Below are 17,162 nucleotides of genomic sequence, written 5' to 3' on the forward strand. Positions count from 1 at the left end.
GTAAAACGTTAAGGATTGCAGTCTAGCTTTGCGCGCGCTTGACTGCGATGCGACATTCGGACAAAAATTATCGCAATGCAGACAGACCTCACCTTCGACCCCTTACCCCGCCGCGCCCCGACCGCCGAGTTGCCGATGACGGTCAATCTGCGTTGCCCGCCGGCAGATGTCTACGTGCCGCCACATCGCCACGACTGGGCGCAACTGGCCTATCCGCTGTGCGGCGGCATCCGCATTTCGGCGGCCGGCATGACCTGGCTGGTGCCCGCCTTGCGCGCCGTGTGGATCCCGCCGCACATCGAGCACGATCTGCTCATGCTCGGCGAAGTCGAATTCCGCACCGTTTATATCGCCCCCGAAGTGGCCCCGCTGCCGCTCGATGCCTGCTCGGTGATCGAGGTTTCCGACCTCATGCGGGCGCTTTTCGAAGCACTGAGCGAGGCTGACGGTGACGGCCAGGAGGCGTCGCAGCGCCAGCGTCAGGTGACGGCATTGCTGCTCACTGAAATCCGCCGCGCGCCGCCGCTTTCGCTCGGCTTGCCGATGCCGCAGGACAGGCGGCTGCAAGCCTTGTGTCAGGCCCTGATCGACGATCCCGCATCCGCGCTGTCGTTGGCCGAATGGGCGGCTCGCGTCGGTGCCAGCGAGCGGACGCTAGCCCGCCTGTTCGTCAGCGAACTGAAACTGAGCTTCGGCGCCTGGCGCCAGCAATTGCGCCTGGCCCGGGCGCTCGACCTGATCGGCCGCGGCCGCCCGTGCGGCGAAGTCGCAGCGGAACTGGGCTACGCCAGCCAGGCCGCCTTCTCGGCCATGTTCAAGCGCGCCTTCGGCGTGCCGCCGGGGCGTTTCATGCAGGAACGCAGTTCACTGCCGGCATGACACTGTCGGCTTGTGGCGGACACCGCTACACTTCATTTTTTGCTGACGGATGCATGACGATGGAACGCTGCCCCTGGAGCGAAGGATTCGACCTCTACCGCGAGTACCACGATACCGAATGGGGCCTGCCGCTGCGCGACGACCGCGCCCTGTTCGAACTCCTGATCCTCGAAGGCGCCCAGGCCGGCTTGTCCTGGGCCACCGTGCTCAAGAAACGGGCGCACTACCGGCAGGTATTCGACAACTTCGACCCGCACAAAATCGCTCGCTACGACGAGCAAAAAGTCGCCGCCCTGCTGGCCGACCCCGGCATCATCCGCAACCGCGCCAAGATCGCCGCGACCATCCAGAACGCCAAGGCCTATCTGGTGCTGACCGCCGGGGGGCAATCGTTCAGCGAGTTCCTGTGGTCCTTCGTCGGCGGTGCGCCGGTGCAAAACGCCCGGTCATCGCTGGCCGAAGTCCCCGCCAAAACCCCGCAATCGGATGCCCTGAGCAAAGCCCTGACCCGCGCCGGTTTCAAGTTCGTCGGCTCGACGATTTGCTATGCGTTCATGCAGGCAACGGGGATGGTCAATGATCATCTGGTCAGTTGCCCGCGGTACGAGGAAGTGCAGGGGATTTCCGGGAACGACGGGCGATAGCTTGTTTTTGCTGCTTACCGGACAAAACCGTCGTTTAGTACGCGGTGATCAAAGTGTGACACTTGGCCAGAAGTGGAAGTTACGCAGAGTCCGCTTTCGTCCGACAACCAAACAAACCAACAGAGCTTCATCGACGCCGAACCAATGGCATACTGCGCCGCACCCTCGTAGGAGAGAGCCATGACTGAGCGAGCTAATAAGCTAATTGAACTGCGTGCAGTCATCCAAGGGCAGTTGGAACTGCTGCGCCTCACCCTGTATGTGATGTCTGAAGGGCCCACCCTCTACAAGGGGCAACCCTTTGCTTGTGTGCTGGAAAGAGACAAAGCACGCGCCACGGCCGCTGTATCGATGGGTGCAGGCCAATCCCTGAACACCATCCTGAAAAACTCAACCGAATCCGGCCTCGCGGTACGTGACCTATACCCCATAGCTCGTGCCGTGGTCGAAAGCCTCATCAACGCTGCTTTCTTCACAACCCAACCAGTCGAGGTCTCACAACGAGCCCTGAATCACCGATCCTACGCTGCCTGGAAACACGACAACCGCGTTGTAGGGACCGGTGACTTCATGTTCACTCTAGGCAGTGATCCAGACCTCAAGACTACGATTGCAAAGTCCTTCCCCGAGTTCTCGGGCAAGGGTCGAGACTCATGGAGCAACCTCGACGTACCGTCAAAGATCGACCGCATAGGGAAAGTTGTGCCAGCATCAGGCGGTGCTTTGCTGGGAGCATATGCAGGAATCTACGCTATATCCTCTGAAATTATCCACGGCTCTGTGTACGGGATGAGTTACTTCATGAGTGCTCATGGCAGCAAGGAAGCTACTGTTGAGGCGTTTCTAGCCGGCACAGAAGAGCAGATGATCGATATTCTCTCCGCAACGGGGCACGCTGCGAGTGGCTTCATTGCCGCATTCGCCAATGTCCACAAGTTTGGTCCTCTGGTCCTAGATGAGCACGAACTATTCAAACGCCTCTTCAAGGCAACGACAGGAGACGATTGGGTTGGCGACGATTAACTGCAACATTAAGTGAACGCTCCCAAGCCTTCCGATTGGCAAGCTAATAGACCGCTTAGGTCACGTCGCTACCGAATAATAGCAAGTGATCGACCGCGGGCTTCTGCCCGAATTGCGGTCGTACGACGAACCTCGCCCACTCGTCACTCTCCATCCTTCTCCAGCTTCAGCGACGCCGAGTTGATGCAGTAGCGCACCCCCGTCGGTGCTGGCCCATCGTCGAAGACGTGGCCGAGGTGGGCGCCGCAGTCGTGGCAGGTGACTTCGGTGCGGAGCATGCCGACGCTGCGGTCGACGTGTTCGTCGATGAGTTTTTCGTCGTTCGGCGTGTGAAAGCTCGGCCAGCCGCAGCCGGAGTCGAACTTGGCTTCCGAGCGGAAGAGCGGGGCGCCGCAGCAGATGCAGTGGTAGGTGCCGTCTTCGTGGGTGTCCCAATATTTGCCGGTAAAGGCGCGTTCGGTGCCTTTCTGGCGGGCGACGCGGTATTCGGTTTCATCGAGCTGGGCACGCCATTCGGCGTCGGTTTTTTCGATTTTCGGCATGCTTGTTTCCTTGAGGTGGCCAAGTCTGACCAGCGTGGCAGGTGTAGGTTCAGGCGGTTTGGCTCAGGCGAAACTGGGCGACATCGCGGCCCGGCGGGGCGCCGAACATGCGGCGATATTCGCGGTTGAATTGCGAGGGGCTTTCGTAGCCGACGTGATGCGCTGCCGAGGCGGCATCGGTGTCGCTGACCAGCATGAGGCGGCGGGCTTCCTGCAGGCGTAGCTGCTTTTGATATTGCAGCGGCGTCATGGCGGTCAGGGCCTTGAAATGATGGTGCAGCGACGAGCGGCTCATGTTCGACAGGCTGGCCAGCCGTTCGATGCTGAGCGGCTGGTCGAGGTTGGTTTTGAGCCAGTCGATGGCGCGGACGATCTGATGGCTGTGGCTGCCGCTGGCGGCGGCCTGACGAAGGCGTGAACCGAGGGGGCCGGCGAGCAGGCGGTAGAGCAGTTCGCGCTCAATGATCGGGGCGAGCACCGGGATGTCGGCTGGCGTATCGAGCAATCGGGCCAGGCGCAGGGCGGTGTTCTGGATGTCGACGCTGAGCAGGCCGACGGCAATGCCACGGTCAACGCCTTCAAATGCCCGATTTTTGGGCATGGCGGCAGTCAGTTCGTTGATCTTCAGCGGGTCGATGGCTAGCCCCAGGCCGAGGTAGGGCTCGGCGATGGAGGCCTGTGTGATGCGCGCAAAAATCGGCAGATCGACCGATGAAATCATGTAATGGCGGGCATCATAGTCGTAAGTGTCGTCGCCGACCGTGATGCGTTTGGCGCCCTGGGCCATCATGGCGAACACCGAGGTCATGATGGCGCAGTTCGGCACTTCGGTGTTCGATCCACGGAAAAGCTTGAGGTTGGGAATGGCCGTGTCGACACCGCCGTCCGCCTGGCAGTGACGGTCGATGATGGCGGCCAGCTCTGTGCGCTGGCGCGCCAGATCGGCGTTTTCCATGGCGTTGGAATCATTTGGGCGAGGCGTGGTCAGAACGGCAGTATCCATGACCGGAGAGTAGCGGTTTTGGCGCTGGCCGGCGAGAGGCTGCGGACATGTTCTGGAGGATCAGGCAATAAGTCTGCACGATTGGGTTATCGCTTGCCGCCTTGCCTCGCCCACACTATTCGCACAAACAGCAGCCACGGGATGGCTGCTGATCCCCTTCCGACGAGGAGTATGCAGATGATCAAACTGACTATTAACGGCAAGGCACATCAACTCGATGTGGCGCCCGATACGCCGCTGCTTTGGGCGCTGCGCGACACCTTGCAGATGACCGGGACGAAATATGGCTGCGGCCAGGCGCTGTGCGGTGCCTGCACGGTGCATGTCGATGGCGAACCGGTACGCGCCTGTTCGACGCCTGTGTCGGCGGTGGTTGGCCGCAAGATCAGGACCATCGAGGCGGTCGATACCGAGCGCGTCGGCAAGGTCGTGCAGGAAGCGTGGCGCAAGCTTGATGTCGTGCAGTGCGGCTACTGCCAGTCCGGTCAGATCATGAGCGCCGTCGCTTTGCTGACTCAGAACCGCAAACCGAGCGATGCCGACATCGATACTGCCATGTCGGGCAACCTGTGCCGCTGCGCGACCTATGTGCGCGTCCGCGCTGCCATTCATGAAGCCGCCAAGGCATTGGCCTGAGGAGTCTGAACATGTCCGAAATCATTATTGAAAACCTCAGCCGCCGCCGTTTCCTGCAAGGCAGCGCCGGCCTGACACTGGGCTTCTGCCTGCCGGTGATGGCTGCTGGGGCCGCCGGAAAGTCGGGCGTTGTCGCAGCAAGCACGGCAGCCTTCGAGCCGAATGCCTTTTTGCGCATCGGCGCCGACAACAGCGTGACCGTCATGTCCAAGCACCTCGAAATGGGGCAGGGCACCTACACCGGCCTGGCCACCATCCTGGCCGACGAGCTGGATGCCGACTGGGCGCACGTTCGCGTCGAAGGCGCCGCGGCCGATGCCAAGCGCTACAACAACACCTTCTGGGGCCCGGCGCAAGGCACCGGCGGCAGTACGGCGATGGCCAATTCGTGGGATCAGATGCGCAAGGCCGGGGCAAGCGGTCGGGCCATGCTGGTTTCGGCTGCCGCCAAACGCTGGAATGTCGGGGCGGCGGAGATTGTCGTGCGCGACGGCGTGGTCAGCCATGCCGGTAGCGGCCGCAAGGCCAGCTTTGGCGAACTGGCGCTTGATGCCGCCAAGGAAACCGTGCCGACCGAGGTCAAATTGAAAGACCCGAAGGATTTTCGTCTGATCGGCAAGCAGGCCAAGCGGAAGGACAGCGCGGCCAAGACCAACGGCACTGCGCATTTTACGCAGGATGTCTTCCTGCCCGGCATGCTGGTTGCCGTGGTCGCCCATCCGCCGCAGTTCGGCGCCACGGTGAAGTCCTTCGACGCGACTAAGGCCAAGGCGATCAAGGGCGTCGTCGATGTCGTGCAGATTCCGCAAGGCGTTGCCGTACTGGCCTCCGACACCTGGAGCGCCAAGAAAGGGCGCGATGCACTGTCGGTCGTTTGGGACGACAGCAAGGCTTTCAAGCTGGGCAGCGATGAAATCCTGGCCCAGTACAAAGAAATGGCCAAGAAGCCGGGTCTGGTCGCCAAGCAGACCGGCGACACAGCAAAAACCTTTGCCGGCGCCGCCAAGGTGGTCAGTGCTTCCTTCGATTTTCCCTATCTCGCCCATGCCGCGATGGAGCCGATGAATTGTGTCGTCCACCTCAAGGCCGATGGCTGCGAAGTGTGGAATGGCGAGCAGTTTCAGACTGTCGACCAGGGCCGGGTCGCCGCGCTGTTCGGCCTCAAGCCGGAGCAGGTCAAGCTCAACATGCTCTACGCCGGCGGCAGTTTCGGACGGCGGGCCTGTACGCAGTCGGATTACGTGCTGGAGGCGGCGCACATCGTCAAGGCGATCAACGGCAAAGCGCCCGTCAAGCTGGTCTGGATGCGCGAGGACGATATGCGCGGCGGCTACTACCGGCCGCTTTTCCACCACGCGCTCGAAGCGGCGCTCGATGGCAGCGGCAAGCTGGTCGGCTGGCATCACCGGCTGGTCGGCCAGTCGATCATTACAGGTTCGCCGTTCGAAGCGATGCTGGTCAAGGATGGCATCGATCACGTTTCGGTCGAAGGTGCTTCCAATCTGCCCTACGCCATTCCCAACCTGTTGGTCGATCTGCACACGCCGACCGACATCGGCGTGCCGGTGCTCTGGTGGCGCTCGGTCGGTTCGTCGCACACGGCTTACTCGACCGAGGTTTTCCTCGATCAGGTGGCGGCGGCGATGGGCAGGGATCCGGTGGCCCTGCGTCTCGAATTGCTGACCGAACATCCCAAGCACGCCGGCGTGCTCAAGCTGGCGGCCGAGAAAGCCAACTGGGGAACGCCGCTCAAGGGTGCAGCCGGCGAGCGGCGCGGCCGGGGTGTGGCAGTGCATGAATCCTTCAATTCCTTTGTCGCCCAGGTGGCCGAAGTGACGGTCAAGAAAGATGGCTCGATCAAGGTCGACCGCGTGGTTTGTGCGGTGGATTGCGGCACGGCGATCAATCCGGACAACATCCGTTCGCAGGTCGAAGGGGCGGTCGGTTTCGCTTTGTCAGCTGCCATGAGTGGTGAAATCACGCTCAAGGAAGGCCGTGTCGAGCAGGGCAATTTCGATGGCTACCCGCTGCTGCGCATCGGCGACATGCCGAAGATCGAGGTTCATATCGTGCCGTCAACCGCTGCCCCGACCGGCATTGGCGAACCGGGTGTGCCGCCGCTGGCCCCGGCCGTGGCCAACGCCATCGCCGCCGCAACCGGCAAGTTCCTGCACAAGATGCCGTTCAATACCGCCGAGCTGGTGGCCTGAGATGGACAGCCTGGATACGCAGGTACTCGACGCTGCCCGCAAATGGGCAGCGGCCGGGCATCGCTTCGCGCTAATCACCGTCGCCCGGACCTGGGGTTCAGCCCCTCGGCCGCCGGGCGCCTGGATGATCCTGCGCGACGACGGGCAGGTGCAGGGCTCGGTCTCCGGCGGCTGCATCGAGGACGACCTGATCCATCGTGCTGCTGCCGGTGAGTTCACTGGTAGTGCGCCGCGCCTGCTGCGTTATGGCGTGACGGCTGACGAGGCGCATCGTTTCGGTCTGCCTTGCGGCGGCACGCTGGAACTGGTGCTTGAACCAGCGCCGGATGCCGCCTTGCTCGAACAACTCGCCCTGCGCATTGGCACCGGCCAACTGGTGCATCGGCGGGTCGCACTGGCGACCGGTGCGGTCAGCCTCGAAGGCGGCAGCGCCGGCGACAGCCAGCAATGGGACGGCGAAACGCTGGTCACGCTGCACGGCCCGGCCTGGCGGTTGCTGATCATCGGCGCCGGGCAGATTTCGCGCTATCTCGCGACCATGGCGCAGGCCCTCGGCTATCGCGTCTACATTTGCGACCCGCGCAGCGAGTACGCCGACGGCTGGGATGTCCCCGGCACCGAGCGCATCGCCGCGATGCCCGACGATGCGGTGACCGAACTCAGCCTTGATCCGCGCAGCGCCGTGGTGGCGCTGACCCACGATCCGAAGCTCGACGACCTGGCGCTGCTCGAAGCCCTCAAGTCGCCGGCCTTCTACGTCGGCGCACTTGGCTCGCAGGCCAATAACAGTAAACGCCGCGAACGCCTGCTGCAGTATTTCGACCTGTCGCAGGCCGAGGTCGACCGCCTGCACGGCCCGGTCGGCCTGCCCATCGGCAGCCGGACACCGCCCGAAATCGCCGTCTCCATCCTGGCCGAAATGACCGCTTCGAAAAATGGACAAAATTTCCGGTTGACCGTGGAAGTCGCCGATCCCTACGCCTGCCGGGTCGCATGACCCAGATTGTCGGCATTTTGCTGGCGGCGGGCAGCAGCCGGCGCTTCGGTGCCGACAAGCGGCTGCATCCATTGCCCGACGGCACGCCGATGGCATTCGCCTCGGCGCGGAATCTGGCTGCCGTTTGTGCCCGCGCCATCGTCGTTATCCGGCCCGACGATACGGCACTAGCCGCCCTGCTGGAGGCAGAAGGACTGGAAACTATCGTTTGCAACGCGGCCGAGCAGGGTATGGGCCACAGCCTGGCCAGCGGCGTCGCAGCAAGCAAAGATGCCGCCGGCTGGCTGATCGCGCTGGCCGATATGCCTTACATCCAGCCGGCCAGTTACCACGCCGTTGTTCACGCCTTGCAGGACGGCGCCGGCATGGCCCGGCCGGTATTCGCCGGGAAAATGGGCCACCCCGTCGGCTTCGCCGCCGACCATTTTGCCGCGCTACTGGCACTGACCGGCGACCAGGGAGGCAAGGCCATTCTCTACGCCGATCCGGCATCGCTGGTGCTTTGCCCGGTCGATGATCCCGGCGTGCTCAAGGATATTGATGTGCCGCAGCAAATCGAAGCGACGGGCAGTCTGGCTGGCGTCATTTTGGGGTAGCCAGATAGCAGCCAGAGGCTGCGGGCAGGGCGGTTCTGGGCTATCATTCTGCAATTGCCGAGGACCAAAGCGATGAACCCAACACCCCTGACCGATGCCGATCTTGACCGGCTTGAAGAACTGCTCGAATCCGACGTTTTCCAGGGCGAGGCCATGCGCCTCGACGAGATTCAAGCCATGCTGTGCGCCGTCGTCAGCGCTCCCGAGCCGGTAGCCCCGGCCATCTGGCTGACCGAAGCGCTCGGCAAGGGCCTCGAAGCCGGCGGCAACCCGGATGTCGAAGCCGCACTCGAACTGCTCATGCGTCTGAACAACGACCTCGCCGCCGCGCTGCTGGCCGATGAAACGATTGCCCCGGTGCTCTATCCGCTGGACGAAGCCTGCACCGAATATGACTACGAAGCCTGGGCCGATTCCTACGTCTTCGGCGCCGGTCTGGCCGGCGACTGGTACGAAATGGCCGGCAAGCATGCCGACGATCTGTCAGAGCTGCTCGAACCCATGTTCGTGCTCAACGGCATGCTCAAGGAAGACGCCGAAAAAAACGGCGAACGCTGGTTCCCGCCCGCCGAAGAAGCCCGTCTGGTCGCCGACATTCAAGAAAACCTGCCGGTCATCGTCCAGACGCTGTACAACTTCTGGCGCAACAAGAGAACCGGCGGCACAGTCCAGCGCGAAGGCGACAAAGCCGGCCGCAACGATCCTTGCCCCTGCGGCAGTGGCAAGAAATTCAAGCAGTGCTGCGGCAGCCCGGAAAAGCTGAACTGATCGAGGTCTTGCCGGCTTTACCCCCGGCATGAGCAGTAGCGCAAAAAGCCTCGAAAGGGGCTTTTGTCTTTCCGGGCGGGACAACTTCTGCATCCGCCACAAGCAGCCAGTTAGCCACTCGATTTATCTGTCGTTAGTTAGCTGGTAGTCGCGTAACCCTCGTCATTGATTTGTCCTGCCTGCCTCCCAGGCAAGCATGGCGAGCTTGCGCTCTGTTCCCCAGCGACAGTTGCCTGCATCGCCGCTTTCACGGATCACGCGATGGCAGGGAATCAGGAAGCCGATATGGTTTGCTGCCAGGGCGGTTCCAACGGCGCGTTGCGCCCGAGGGCATCCGGCTCGTTCGGCGAGCTGTTGATACGATGTCACTCGTCCGAATTCGGTATGTATCAGTGCTTCCCATACCTTTATCTGGAAGTTTGTCCCGCGTAAGACCAGATGCACCCTGCCACGGCAAGGTGTGCTGGGAAAAATGTCCTGCAGCAAATGCTGGGCCTGCAAATCATCCCGACTGACTTTCGCGTTCGGCCAATACGCAACAATCTCGGACTTCATCGCATCGTGGTTGGCTATGGAGAACGCGAAGTGGCAAATCCCTCGCTTGGTCCAACCGACAACAGCTTCACCAAAGGGGGAGAAGGCGAAGCCGTAGGTGACTTCCAATCCATCGCCGCCTGCTTTGATTTCTCCGGGAGTCATGGCTTCGCATGTCACCATCAAGTCATGCAAGCGGCTGGTACTGCTTAGCCCGGCGTTTTCGGTTACGGTCAATACATCGTGCGCCGAGATCAACTTCTGTTTTGCGTACTCCTTGGTCAGATACTGAAGGAATCGCTTTGGCGATATTCCAGCCCATTCGGCAAACAGCCTTTGCAGATGAAATGGGCTGACATGGGCCGCTTCTGCGATCTGCTCCAATGTTGGCTGTTGCCTAGCGTTTTCCCGAATATATGCGATCACGCGAGCAACGAGCGCATATTGCCGTGTCTGTTCGAGGTTGTCAGGCCGCATGTTGCCCTCTTCTGGGTAGTACTGACGAGATGGAAAAGCCGGTTACCAAGGCTGTGCCTGTCAGTATCGTTAGACTGCCTGCCAAGGTATGCCAGCCGACATGCTCTCCGAGAAACACGCTACCCCACAGAATGCCGAAAACGGGGATGAGAAAGGTCACGGTAAGTGCGGGGGCCGCGCCAATATCAGCGATCAGCCGGAAGTAAAGCAGATAGGCAATTCCACTACATACGATGCCGAGAGCGGCGACCGAAAAAACAACATGTAGCGGGGGCATCGCCTGTATCGGTGATGCTTGTAGGGTAAGTGGCACCAGAATCAACGTTGCCGCCCACATGCTGCCATGAGCGTTGGCAAATGGTTCAACGGATTTGGCTGCTTTTGTATAGGTGGTAGCGATGCCATATGAGAAGGCTGCTCCGAGGCCGGCAGCAATTGCCAGAGTCCCCCCTTCCGGCAACGTGACTGTTTCTATCCCGGCCAGCAGGCTGACTCCACTCACCCCGAGCAGCATCCCCAAAAATGCTTTGGGAGAAAGGCGAGACCGTAGCCAGACCGCTCCGATAGCCGCCGCCCATATTGGCGCCGTCGCATTGAGGATTGAAAGCAAGGATGCAGAAACCGTTTGGGCTGCATATGCGAAAAGGAAGAATGGCAGTGCCGAGTTGAATAGCCCGAGCATAAGGTACTGCTTCCAGTGGTGCGGGGCATCCAAGGACTTCCTGAGGTAGAAGGACATCATCAGCAAAAATAGTGCAGCCAGCCCTACACGCGCGAAAATCAACAGCAACGGCCCCAGAACAGGGGCGCCAATTCGCATGAACAAAAACGAAGCGCCCCATATGGCAGACAGAAGCAGTAGGCGGACAAGACTGGCTGTGTTCATGGCGGCATCCGGTAGCAAGGATGCCGGAACAATAGATGATTGCTTGGCGCTACATCAATCCGATTCTTGCGCACTTTCACTGCGCGCAGAAAGCTACCGCTTTGCGATTGTCACAACTGGCTGATGTACTTTATGCCAGTCATCCGAAAGAGGGCGAACAGAGGAGAGGCGGACTGGGCACGACGAGGCAGTTGGTGCCGTACCTCGATTGGAAATGCTGAAATACTCAGTCAGGGTATGTGTCGCTGAAAACTCCTCAGGACATCCCGGTTTCAGCATGAAAATGCCGATTACAGATCGCCGCTTTGTTGTTGGGCTTGGGCGAGTTGCCTGGCGTGCCAATCCTGGCTGGGTGTCGAACCGGTCGGCATGATTGGGGCTTGTTGTGGCTGCTCTTGGGGCACGCCTAGCGCTCGGCGATGGACAGCGGGGTGATGTCGGTGCGGCAGAGTCCCGCCAGTTCGGCTACGACGCGATTTATTCCGTTGCCGACCAACCACCAGGCTTGCCCATAGGAGCGCACCGTAACACCGTGCTCGGCACACAACTGAATCGCCTTCTGGCGAAGTTCTTCAATTTTGTTTGTCATTTGAAATCCGTGTGGTCATTGTCTCCAGATGTTCAGACTCTAACAGTTATTTATTACGGATATTTTACGGTGGTTGCCGGATGACGGTAGGACCGGGGCGTTTTTTTGCCTATTGACCGGCTTGTCTCCGGGAGAATATTTGACGAATTGCCGCAGCAGGCTACGCTTTAACTGTGCGTTTGAATGAAAAGGTGATTGTCATGACAAAACTCTTTTTCCTCATGTATCTGCTGCTCTCTTGTTTGCTGCCTTCGCAGGTGTTGGCACAAGGTGATGCTTTCACCCTTGTCGAAAAACACTCTGGAAATGTCACCTATATCAGCGGTGGTATCGGTGACGAGGAGCGGGATGAAATCCGCTTGCGTGAACGGGATTTCAATCTGAAGCTTCTTTTTTCCGAGCGTGATGGTTCTTATCTTGGGAGCGTCGATGTGGTCGTGCTCAATCCCAAGGGTGAGGCGGTTCTTGAAGCTAATTCGGCAGGCCCGTTCCTGCTGGCTCAGTTGCCACCTGGCAGCTATGTGATCAAGGTTTCGATGAACGGGCAGCAGCAACAAAAAAAGCTGTCGATCAGCGAAAAGCGTAGATATGAGGGCGTTTTTCGCTGGTGACCGACATGCGCTAAAACGGAAGTAGTAGCTGAGAGGGCTGGCGCCTGCCATGGCGGCGCTAGCTCTTTGTCAGTGGCATCGCCACAAATCCGGCTGTTAGCTGTTTTTCTCTGGAAATCACCTGCTGCGGACCTGTGCGCTGGCGCACATACAGCACTTTATGATTGCCCTACATTTCTGCCGTATCCGCCATTTCTTGAGATACCAGGCGAACAGATGAAAAACAAATGACCGGAGGCGGTATGAAAACTTACCCAGAAACAGATGTCGCGACGCCAGTACAGGAAATCGCAATTCCCCTCAGCCTGAATGCCAGCCTCGGGAGCGGGGATGGCGCAGTAGCCTTGGCGTATGACCTGGAAAACAGGCAGATGTCCCTGGATGCCGCAATAGCTGCGGAAAAGCTGGCAAAACGAGCTGAGACAACGGCGCGGGCGGTTATAGCAGCCGAGGCGATTGTCGCACTGGCACTATCTTCAGTAGCGGCGGTTGCTGGTACCTTGTCTGAAACGGCACAGGAAACCCTGTTGGTGGCGCAGAAAGCTGCAGCGAAAACCCTTCGGGTGGCAAAGGAAGATGCGGAAGAGACGTTGATGATGGCGCAGGAGGTTGCCAGAGAACTTCTGGCCGAGGCGCACAGGAAGGGCGCGGGTAACGCCTAGAAAAAAGGCCGTTCGGATGAACGGCCTTTTTGACGTTTAACCCAGATCGACTGGCACGAATATCCGCGAGTCGCCCCGTTCGATGAGGATGGCGGCTTTCTTGCCGGATTTGGCGATGATGCCGCGCAGCTGGTCGATATCGCCGATTGGCTGGCCATTGACTGAAACGATGATGTCGCCCGGGCGGATGCCGGCGCGGCCGGCTGGGCCACCGGATTGTTCGACGAGCAGGCCGCCTTTGACCTCTGCCTGGCGCTGTTCTTCCGGGGTCAGCGGGCGGACGGCTACGCCGAGGCGGCCTTTGTCGGCGGATGGGGCTTCGCTCGATGCCACTTTTTCCTCGCCGAAGCTGCCGACCTTGACGTCGATGTTGCGTGTTTCGCCCTTGCGCCAGACCTGCAGGCGGGCCGATTCGCCGGGCATCTTGGTGGCGACGGCGGCCGGCAATTCGCCGGCGCTTTCGATTGTTTTGCCGTCGATGCCGAGAATGACATCGCCCGGTTCCAGCCCGCCCTTGGCAGCCGGGCTGCCTTTTTCGACGGAGGCGACCAGGGCGCCGGCCGGCTTGGACAGGCCGAAGGTGTCGGCCAGCGACTGATTGACTTCCTGGATGCTGACGCCGAGTTTGCCGCGCTGGACCTTGCCGTGGGCGACGATCTGCTTCTCGACGTTCATCGCCACTTCAATGGGGATGGCGAAGGAGAGACCCTGGTAACCGCCGCTGCGCGAGTAGATCTGCGAGTTGATGCCGATTACTTCGCCGTTCATGTTGAACAGCGGGCCGCCGGAGTTGCCCGGATTGACGGCGACGTCGGTCTGGATGAATGGCACGTAGTTGCCGTCCGGCAGGTTGCGCGACTTGGCCGACACGATGCCAGCGCTGGCGCTGCTTTCGAAGCCGTAGGGTGAGCCGATGGCCAGCACCCATTCGCCGACCTGGGTTTGCAGCGAGGTGCCAAGCTTCACCGTCGGCAGGTTTTTGGCGTCGATCTTGAGCACGGCTACGTCGCTAGCCTTGTCGAGACCGAGTACCTTGGCCTTGAATTCGCGCTTGTCGTTGAGCTTGACGGTGACTTCCTCGGCGCCGTCGACGACGTGGGCGTTGGTCAGCACCGTGCCGTCGGCCGTGACGATGAAACCGGAGCCGAGGCCGTGCATCGGCTGGTTGTTTTCCGGCATCTGGCCGCGGAAGTGGCGGAAGAACTGAAAGAACGGGTCGTTCGGGTCCATCTGCTGGAGGTCGGGGCCAGTGGCCGCCGTCTTGCGCGTGCCGGTGACGCTGATATTGACGACGGCCGGGGCGTTGCTGGCGACGATGCTGCGCATGTCGGGCAGGCCGTTGGGAACAGCCACGCTGACGGCCGGTGCGGCGACGACCGCTGCCGTCGGCTGGGTGGCGGCATTGGCGCTGCCGAGGGGCGCGATCTGGCCTAGCGAATAGGCGCCGCCGAGGGCTGCCGTGATGGCGACGGCAGCGACGGTCATCTTCAATGAATTACGGTTCATGCTTACCTCTTGTTGAGTGGGTTTGGGGAATATTGATCAGCGATTTCGGCCGTGGAGGGAGAGCCGGTTGGCATGGGCCACGTGGTCATCGGCTTTGACCCGGGTGTCGTGTTCGTTCGGGCTGCGCTTGGCCGGTTCGCGGCTGGCTTCGCTGGCGAATGCAGGGGTGCCGAACAAGGCGCCGAGGGAACTGGCGACGACCAGCGAGCGCAACAGCTTGCGGGTCGATCCGGCGATGCGGCGCGGCGGTCTGAAGCTGGCGGGGGCCTGCATGAGGCCGAGGTGCTGGCGGGAAGCCAGTATGAAGCGGGCAAGGGTCTGTTCTTGCCAATGGGGATCAGTCTGCATCGGTCACTCCTTTTGCAAAATCAGTAGACCCGCAGTTTTGCCCCGATTGAAGTATTTTCGATGGGTGTTTTTGCGACGATTTGTATCAATTTTTGACTGGGCGCTGAATCCCACGGTCAACCGGGAAAAAGGGCAAAAATTGAAATCGGCAGCGGGCTGGAATGCGTGCTCGATGTGCGATCAAATGCCGTTTGTCATGGGGTCGTAACACGCGACGCTTAATTTCGGGAAATTCCAAACCGACCCGCGCCGACATGAACGCACCCGCACCGCAGAACCTGGCCGTACCCGCTCTCAATCTGACCCTCAAGGACCGCATCGACCAGAAGATTTTCGATGCGCTCTATTCGCGTTCGCTGGTCTACAACACCTGCTGGGAAGACCCGGCGGTAGACCGCCAGGCCCTGCACCTCGGGCCGCAGGACACGGTGATGGTGATCACCAGCGCCGGTTGCAATGCGCTCGATTACGCGCTGAAAGGGCCTGCCAAGGTTTATGCGATTGACGCCAACCCGCGCCAGAACGCGCTGCTCGAACTGAAGATGGCGGGTATCCGCAAGCTCGGTTTCGACGATTTCTTCGCCATTTTCGGCAGCGGCTTTCATCCCGGCATCAAGAGTATTTACCGTCACCAGTTGCGGGCCGAACTGTCCGATTTCGCCAAAACCTACTGGGATCGCCGTTTCAACTGGTTTTGCAGCCGTCACGGCAGCTTCTATTTTCATGGCCTGGCCGGCTTTGTGGCGCGTGGGTTCCGTACCTATTTCCGCATGCGGCCGGCGTTGGCGCAGCGCGTTACGGAACTGTTTGCCTCGACCAATCTGGTCGAACAACGTCAGATTTACGACGAAAAGATCGCCAGCGAGTTGTGGACGCCGGTTATCAACTGGGTGCTCAACCGCCAATTGACGATGAGCCTGCTCGGTGTGCCGCATCCGCAGCGCCGACTGGTCCAGGGCCAGCATCCGGGCGGCGTTTCGGGCTTCATCCGTGACGCCATCGAATACGTTTTTCGCAACCTGCCGGTCAGTGAAAACTACTTCTGGCGCGTCTATCTGACCGGCAGCTACACCCGCGACTGCTGCCCGTCCTACCTGAAAGAAGAAAACTTCAACGCGCTGAAGGGTGGTCTGGTCGATTGTATCGAGCCGCACACCTGTACCGTTACGGAGTTCCTGCAGGCCGGCGACGAGCCGATCACGCGCTTCGTGCTGCTCGACCACATGGACTGGATGAGCTGCTACTACCCGGCGGCGCTGATCGAAGAATGGAACGCCATCTTCGAGCGGGCGGCGCCCGAGGCCCGGCTGCTGTTGCGCAGCGCCCACGCCAATCCGCCGTTCCTCGACTGGGTGACGGCCGGCCCGCAGCACAAGCCACTCAAGGAAATGCTCAATTACGAGACCGAACTCGCCGCTCGTCTGCAAGGCGATGATCGTGTGCACACCTACGCTGGGTTTGTCGTTGCCCAGCTGGCGGAACATGGCCGCGGCTGATCTGGCGGCCGACGCCCGGATTCTCTGGCGCCTGCTGCGTGGCCAGCCGAATTCGGGCAGCCACGCCGAACGCCTGCAGGCTTTCTATGCACCGCAGGCCGACCGTTACGATGCATTTCGTGAACGCCTGCTGCACGGCCGGCAGGAGCTGATCCAGCGCCTGAGTCTGCAGGCCGGCGCCCGGGTCGCCGAACTCGGTTGCGGCACGGGCAGCAGCCTGCTGCGGATCGGTGCCCGGGCCGGCCAGTTCGCCAGTTTCGACATGGTCGATCTTTGTCCGGCCTTGCTCGACGTGGCGCGTCAGCGGGCGGCCGGCCATCAGCGGATCCGGGTCATCGAGGCCGATGCGACGACCTGGCAGCCCGATCAGCAGGTCGATTTCGTCTTCATGTCGTATGCGCTGACGATGATTCCCGACTGGTCGCGGGTGATCACCAATGCCCAGGCCATGCTGGCCCCGGGTGGGCGCATCGGCGTTGTCGATTTTCATCTGCCGGCCGCCGGCGGCCGATTGAGCAACGCCTTCTGGCGCAAGTGGTTCGGCCATGACGGCGTGCATCTGTCGGGCGAGCATTTGGCGATGCTCAGGCGTTTGTTCGTCGAGCAGTTTTCAGCTGAGCTGCGGGCGCCGGTTCCCTACCTGCCGGGCGTTCAGGCACCGTATTACCTGTTTGTCGGGGAGCGGCGTGAACTGGCGGGCGAGGGGAGTCAGCTTTCGGCAACACTGCCGGAATGGTTGAAGAAGCCGGGCTGAC

The 17,162-nt window shown here is 60.9% G+C and carries 19 protein-coding genes; 12 read left to right on the forward strand and 7 right to left on the reverse strand.

The window, feature by feature from the left end; translation table 11 throughout:
• Positions 1–75 precede the first annotated feature (75 nt).
• The 3 genes from WBK19_RS04650 to WBK19_RS04660 all read left to right on the forward strand — a co-directional run bounded on the left by WBK19_RS04650 (position 76) and on the right by WBK19_RS04660 (position 2,546).
• Positions 76–879, forward strand: a complete 804-nt coding sequence (locus WBK19_RS04650; RefSeq protein WP_511287403.1) for an AraC family transcriptional regulator — start codon at positions 76–78, stop codon at positions 877–879.
• A gap of 53 nt (positions 880–932) precedes the next feature.
• Positions 933–1,523: a DNA-3-methyladenine glycosylase I gene (locus WBK19_RS04655; RefSeq protein WP_511287405.1), complete on the forward strand. Its 591-nt coding sequence runs from the start codon at positions 933–935 to the stop codon at positions 1,521–1,523.
• Positions 1,524–1,703: 180 nt separating this feature from the next.
• Positions 1,704–2,546 carry a DUF5677 domain-containing protein gene (locus tag WBK19_RS04660; RefSeq protein ID WP_511287407.1) on the forward strand — a complete coding sequence of 281 codons (843 nt, stop codon included), beginning with the start codon at positions 1,704–1,706 and terminating at the stop codon, positions 2,544–2,546.
• A gap of 143 nt (positions 2,547–2,689) precedes the next feature.
• On the opposite strand, the gene msrB is transcribed toward WBK19_RS04660, so the two are convergent.
• Both msrB and WBK19_RS04670 read right to left on the reverse strand, forming a co-directional pair.
• Complete coding sequence (gene msrB, locus WBK19_RS04665) at positions 2,690–3,088, reverse strand: peptide-methionine (R)-S-oxide reductase MsrB (RefSeq protein ID WP_511287409.1); 399 nt, start codon at positions 3,086–3,088, stop codon at positions 2,690–2,692.
• A gap of 49 nt (positions 3,089–3,137) precedes the next feature.
• Entirely contained in the window at positions 3,138–4,091 is a 954-nt protein-coding gene (locus WBK19_RS04670) for an AraC family transcriptional regulator (protein WP_511287411.1), read from the reverse strand.
• A 177-nt stretch (positions 4,092–4,268) separates the two neighbouring features.
• Between WBK19_RS04670 and WBK19_RS04675 the strand changes: the two genes are divergently transcribed.
• The 5 genes from WBK19_RS04675 (at position 4,269) to WBK19_RS04695 (ending at position 9,298) form a co-directional block, all read left to right on the forward strand.
• Complete coding sequence (locus WBK19_RS04675) at positions 4,269–4,727, forward strand: (2Fe-2S)-binding protein (protein WP_511287413.1); 459 nt, start codon at positions 4,269–4,271, stop codon at positions 4,725–4,727.
• A gap of 11 nt (positions 4,728–4,738) precedes the next feature.
• Complete coding sequence (locus tag WBK19_RS04680) at positions 4,739–6,937, forward strand: xanthine dehydrogenase family protein molybdopterin-binding subunit (protein ID WP_511287415.1); 2,199 nt, start codon at positions 4,739–4,741, stop codon at positions 6,935–6,937.
• 1 nt (position 6,938) lies between these two features.
• Complete coding sequence (locus WBK19_RS04685) at positions 6,939–7,934, forward strand: XdhC family protein (protein WP_511287417.1); 996 nt, start codon at positions 6,939–6,941, stop codon at positions 7,932–7,934.
• Complete coding sequence (locus WBK19_RS04690) at positions 7,931–8,530, forward strand: nucleotidyltransferase family protein (protein ID WP_511287419.1); 600 nt, start codon at positions 7,931–7,933, stop codon at positions 8,528–8,530. Before WBK19_RS04685 ends, WBK19_RS04690 begins: the two co-directional genes overlap by 4 nt.
• Before the next feature lie 72 nt (positions 8,531–8,602).
• Entirely contained in the window at positions 8,603–9,298 is a 696-nt protein-coding gene (locus tag WBK19_RS04695) for a UPF0149 family protein (RefSeq protein WP_511287421.1), read from the forward strand.
• Positions 9,299–9,460: 162 nt separating this feature from the next.
• Here WBK19_RS04695 and WBK19_RS04700 read toward each other — a convergent pair whose 3' ends face one another.
• The 3 genes from WBK19_RS04700 to WBK19_RS04710 form a co-directional block, all read right to left on the reverse strand.
• Entirely contained in the window at positions 9,461–10,309 is an 849-nt protein-coding gene (locus tag WBK19_RS04700; RefSeq protein ID WP_511287423.1) for a methylated-DNA--[protein]-cysteine S-methyltransferase, read from the reverse strand.
• Positions 10,299–11,195, reverse strand: a complete 897-nt coding sequence (locus WBK19_RS04705) for a DMT family transporter (protein ID WP_511287425.1) — start codon at positions 11,193–11,195, stop codon at positions 10,299–10,301. Before WBK19_RS04705 ends, WBK19_RS04700 begins: the two co-directional genes overlap by 11 nt.
• A 406-nt stretch (positions 11,196–11,601) precedes the next feature.
• Positions 11,602–11,784 carry a hypothetical protein gene (locus WBK19_RS04710; protein WP_511287427.1) on the reverse strand — a complete coding sequence of 61 codons (183 nt, stop codon included), beginning with the start codon at positions 11,782–11,784 and terminating at the stop codon, positions 11,602–11,604.
• 200 nt (positions 11,785–11,984) lie between these two features.
• Between WBK19_RS04710 and WBK19_RS04715 the strand changes: the two genes are divergently transcribed.
• A complete protein-coding gene (locus WBK19_RS04715; protein WP_511287429.1) occupies positions 11,985–12,395 on the forward strand; it encodes a carboxypeptidase-like regulatory domain-containing protein in 411 nt (136 codons plus the stop codon).
• A 242-nt stretch (positions 12,396–12,637) separates the two neighbouring features.
• Positions 12,638–13,057, forward strand: a complete 420-nt coding sequence (locus WBK19_RS04720; RefSeq protein WP_511287431.1) for a hypothetical protein — start codon at positions 12,638–12,640, stop codon at positions 13,055–13,057.
• A gap of 36 nt (positions 13,058–13,093) precedes the next feature.
• Here the strand turns inward: WBK19_RS04720 and WBK19_RS04725 are convergent, their stop codons facing one another.
• Positions 13,094–14,563, reverse strand: coding sequence for a DegQ family serine endoprotease (locus WBK19_RS04725; RefSeq protein ID WP_511287433.1), 1,470 nt, complete (start codon positions 14,561–14,563; stop codon positions 13,094–13,096).
• 36 nt (positions 14,564–14,599) lie between these two features.
• On the reverse strand, positions 14,600–14,911 hold the full coding sequence (locus tag WBK19_RS04730; protein ID WP_511287435.1) for a hypothetical protein: 312 nt from the start codon (positions 14,909–14,911) through the stop codon (positions 14,600–14,602).
• Between the two features lie 254 nt (positions 14,912–15,165).
• On the opposite strand from WBK19_RS04730, the gene WBK19_RS04735 reads away from it, so the two are divergent.
• Together WBK19_RS04735 and WBK19_RS04740 are read left to right on the forward strand one after the other, a co-directional pair.
• Entirely contained in the window at positions 15,166–16,407 is a 1,242-nt protein-coding gene (locus tag WBK19_RS04735) for a BtaA family protein (RefSeq protein ID WP_511287436.1), read from the forward strand.
• Positions 16,394–17,161 carry a class I SAM-dependent methyltransferase gene (locus WBK19_RS04740; protein ID WP_511287438.1) on the forward strand — a complete coding sequence of 256 codons (768 nt, stop codon included), beginning with the start codon at positions 16,394–16,396 and terminating at the stop codon, positions 17,159–17,161. Before WBK19_RS04735 ends, WBK19_RS04740 begins: the two co-directional genes overlap by 14 nt.
• Position 17,162: the final 1 nt, after the last annotated feature.

Origin of the sequence: Azonexus sp., from assembly GCF_049652925.1 — a bacterium.
Taxonomy (GTDB): domain Bacteria; phylum Pseudomonadota; class Gammaproteobacteria; order Burkholderiales; family Rhodocyclaceae; genus Azonexus.

Coding starts and splice junctions, on each gene's coding strand:
- WBK19_RS04695 (WP_511287421.1), top strand. CDS start 8,603: ATGAACCCAACACCCCTGACCGATGCCGATCTTGACCGGCTTGAAGAA.
- msrB (WP_511287409.1), bottom strand. CDS start 3,088: ATGCCGAAAATCGAAAAAACCGACGCCGAATGGCGTGCCCAGCTCGAT.
- WBK19_RS04715 (WP_511287429.1), top strand. CDS start 11,985: ATGACAAAACTCTTTTTCCTCATGTATCTGCTGCTCTCTTGTTTGCTG.
- WBK19_RS04690 (WP_511287419.1), top strand. CDS start 7,931: ATGACCCAGATTGTCGGCATTTTGCTGGCGGCGGGCAGCAGCCGGCGC.
- WBK19_RS04705 (WP_511287425.1), bottom strand. CDS start 11,195: ATGAACACAGCCAGTCTTGTCCGCCTACTGCTTCTGTCTGCCATATGG.
- WBK19_RS04740 (WP_511287438.1), top strand. CDS start 16,394: ATGGCCGCGGCTGATCTGGCGGCCGACGCCCGGATTCTCTGGCGCCTG.
- WBK19_RS04685 (WP_511287417.1), top strand. CDS start 6,939: ATGGACAGCCTGGATACGCAGGTACTCGACGCTGCCCGCAAATGGGCA.
- WBK19_RS04720 (WP_511287431.1), top strand. CDS start 12,638: ATGAAAACTTACCCAGAAACAGATGTCGCGACGCCAGTACAGGAAATC.
- WBK19_RS04660 (WP_511287407.1), top strand. CDS start 1,704: ATGACTGAGCGAGCTAATAAGCTAATTGAACTGCGTGCAGTCATCCAA.
- WBK19_RS04700 (WP_511287423.1), bottom strand. CDS start 10,309: ATGCGGCCTGACAACCTCGAACAGACACGGCAATATGCGCTCGTTGCT.
- WBK19_RS04680 (WP_511287415.1), top strand. CDS start 4,739: ATGTCCGAAATCATTATTGAAAACCTCAGCCGCCGCCGTTTCCTGCAA.
- WBK19_RS04670 (WP_511287411.1), bottom strand. CDS start 4,091: ATGGATACTGCCGTTCTGACCACGCCTCGCCCAAATGATTCCAACGCC.
- WBK19_RS04675 (WP_511287413.1), top strand. CDS start 4,269: ATGATCAAACTGACTATTAACGGCAAGGCACATCAACTCGATGTGGCG.
- WBK19_RS04650 (WP_511287403.1), top strand. CDS start 76: ATGCAGACAGACCTCACCTTCGACCCCTTACCCCGCCGCGCCCCGACC.
- WBK19_RS04730 (WP_511287435.1), bottom strand. CDS start 14,911: ATGCAGACTGATCCCCATTGGCAAGAACAGACCCTTGCCCGCTTCATA.
- WBK19_RS04655 (WP_511287405.1), top strand. CDS start 933: ATGACGATGGAACGCTGCCCCTGGAGCGAAGGATTCGACCTCTACCGC.
- WBK19_RS04735 (WP_511287436.1), top strand. CDS start 15,166: ATGAACGCACCCGCACCGCAGAACCTGGCCGTACCCGCTCTCAATCTG.
- WBK19_RS04725 (WP_511287433.1), bottom strand. CDS start 14,563: ATGAACCGTAATTCATTGAAGATGACCGTCGCTGCCGTCGCCATCACG.
- WBK19_RS04710 (WP_511287427.1), bottom strand. CDS start 11,784: ATGACAAACAAAATTGAAGAACTTCGCCAGAAGGCGATTCAGTTGTGT.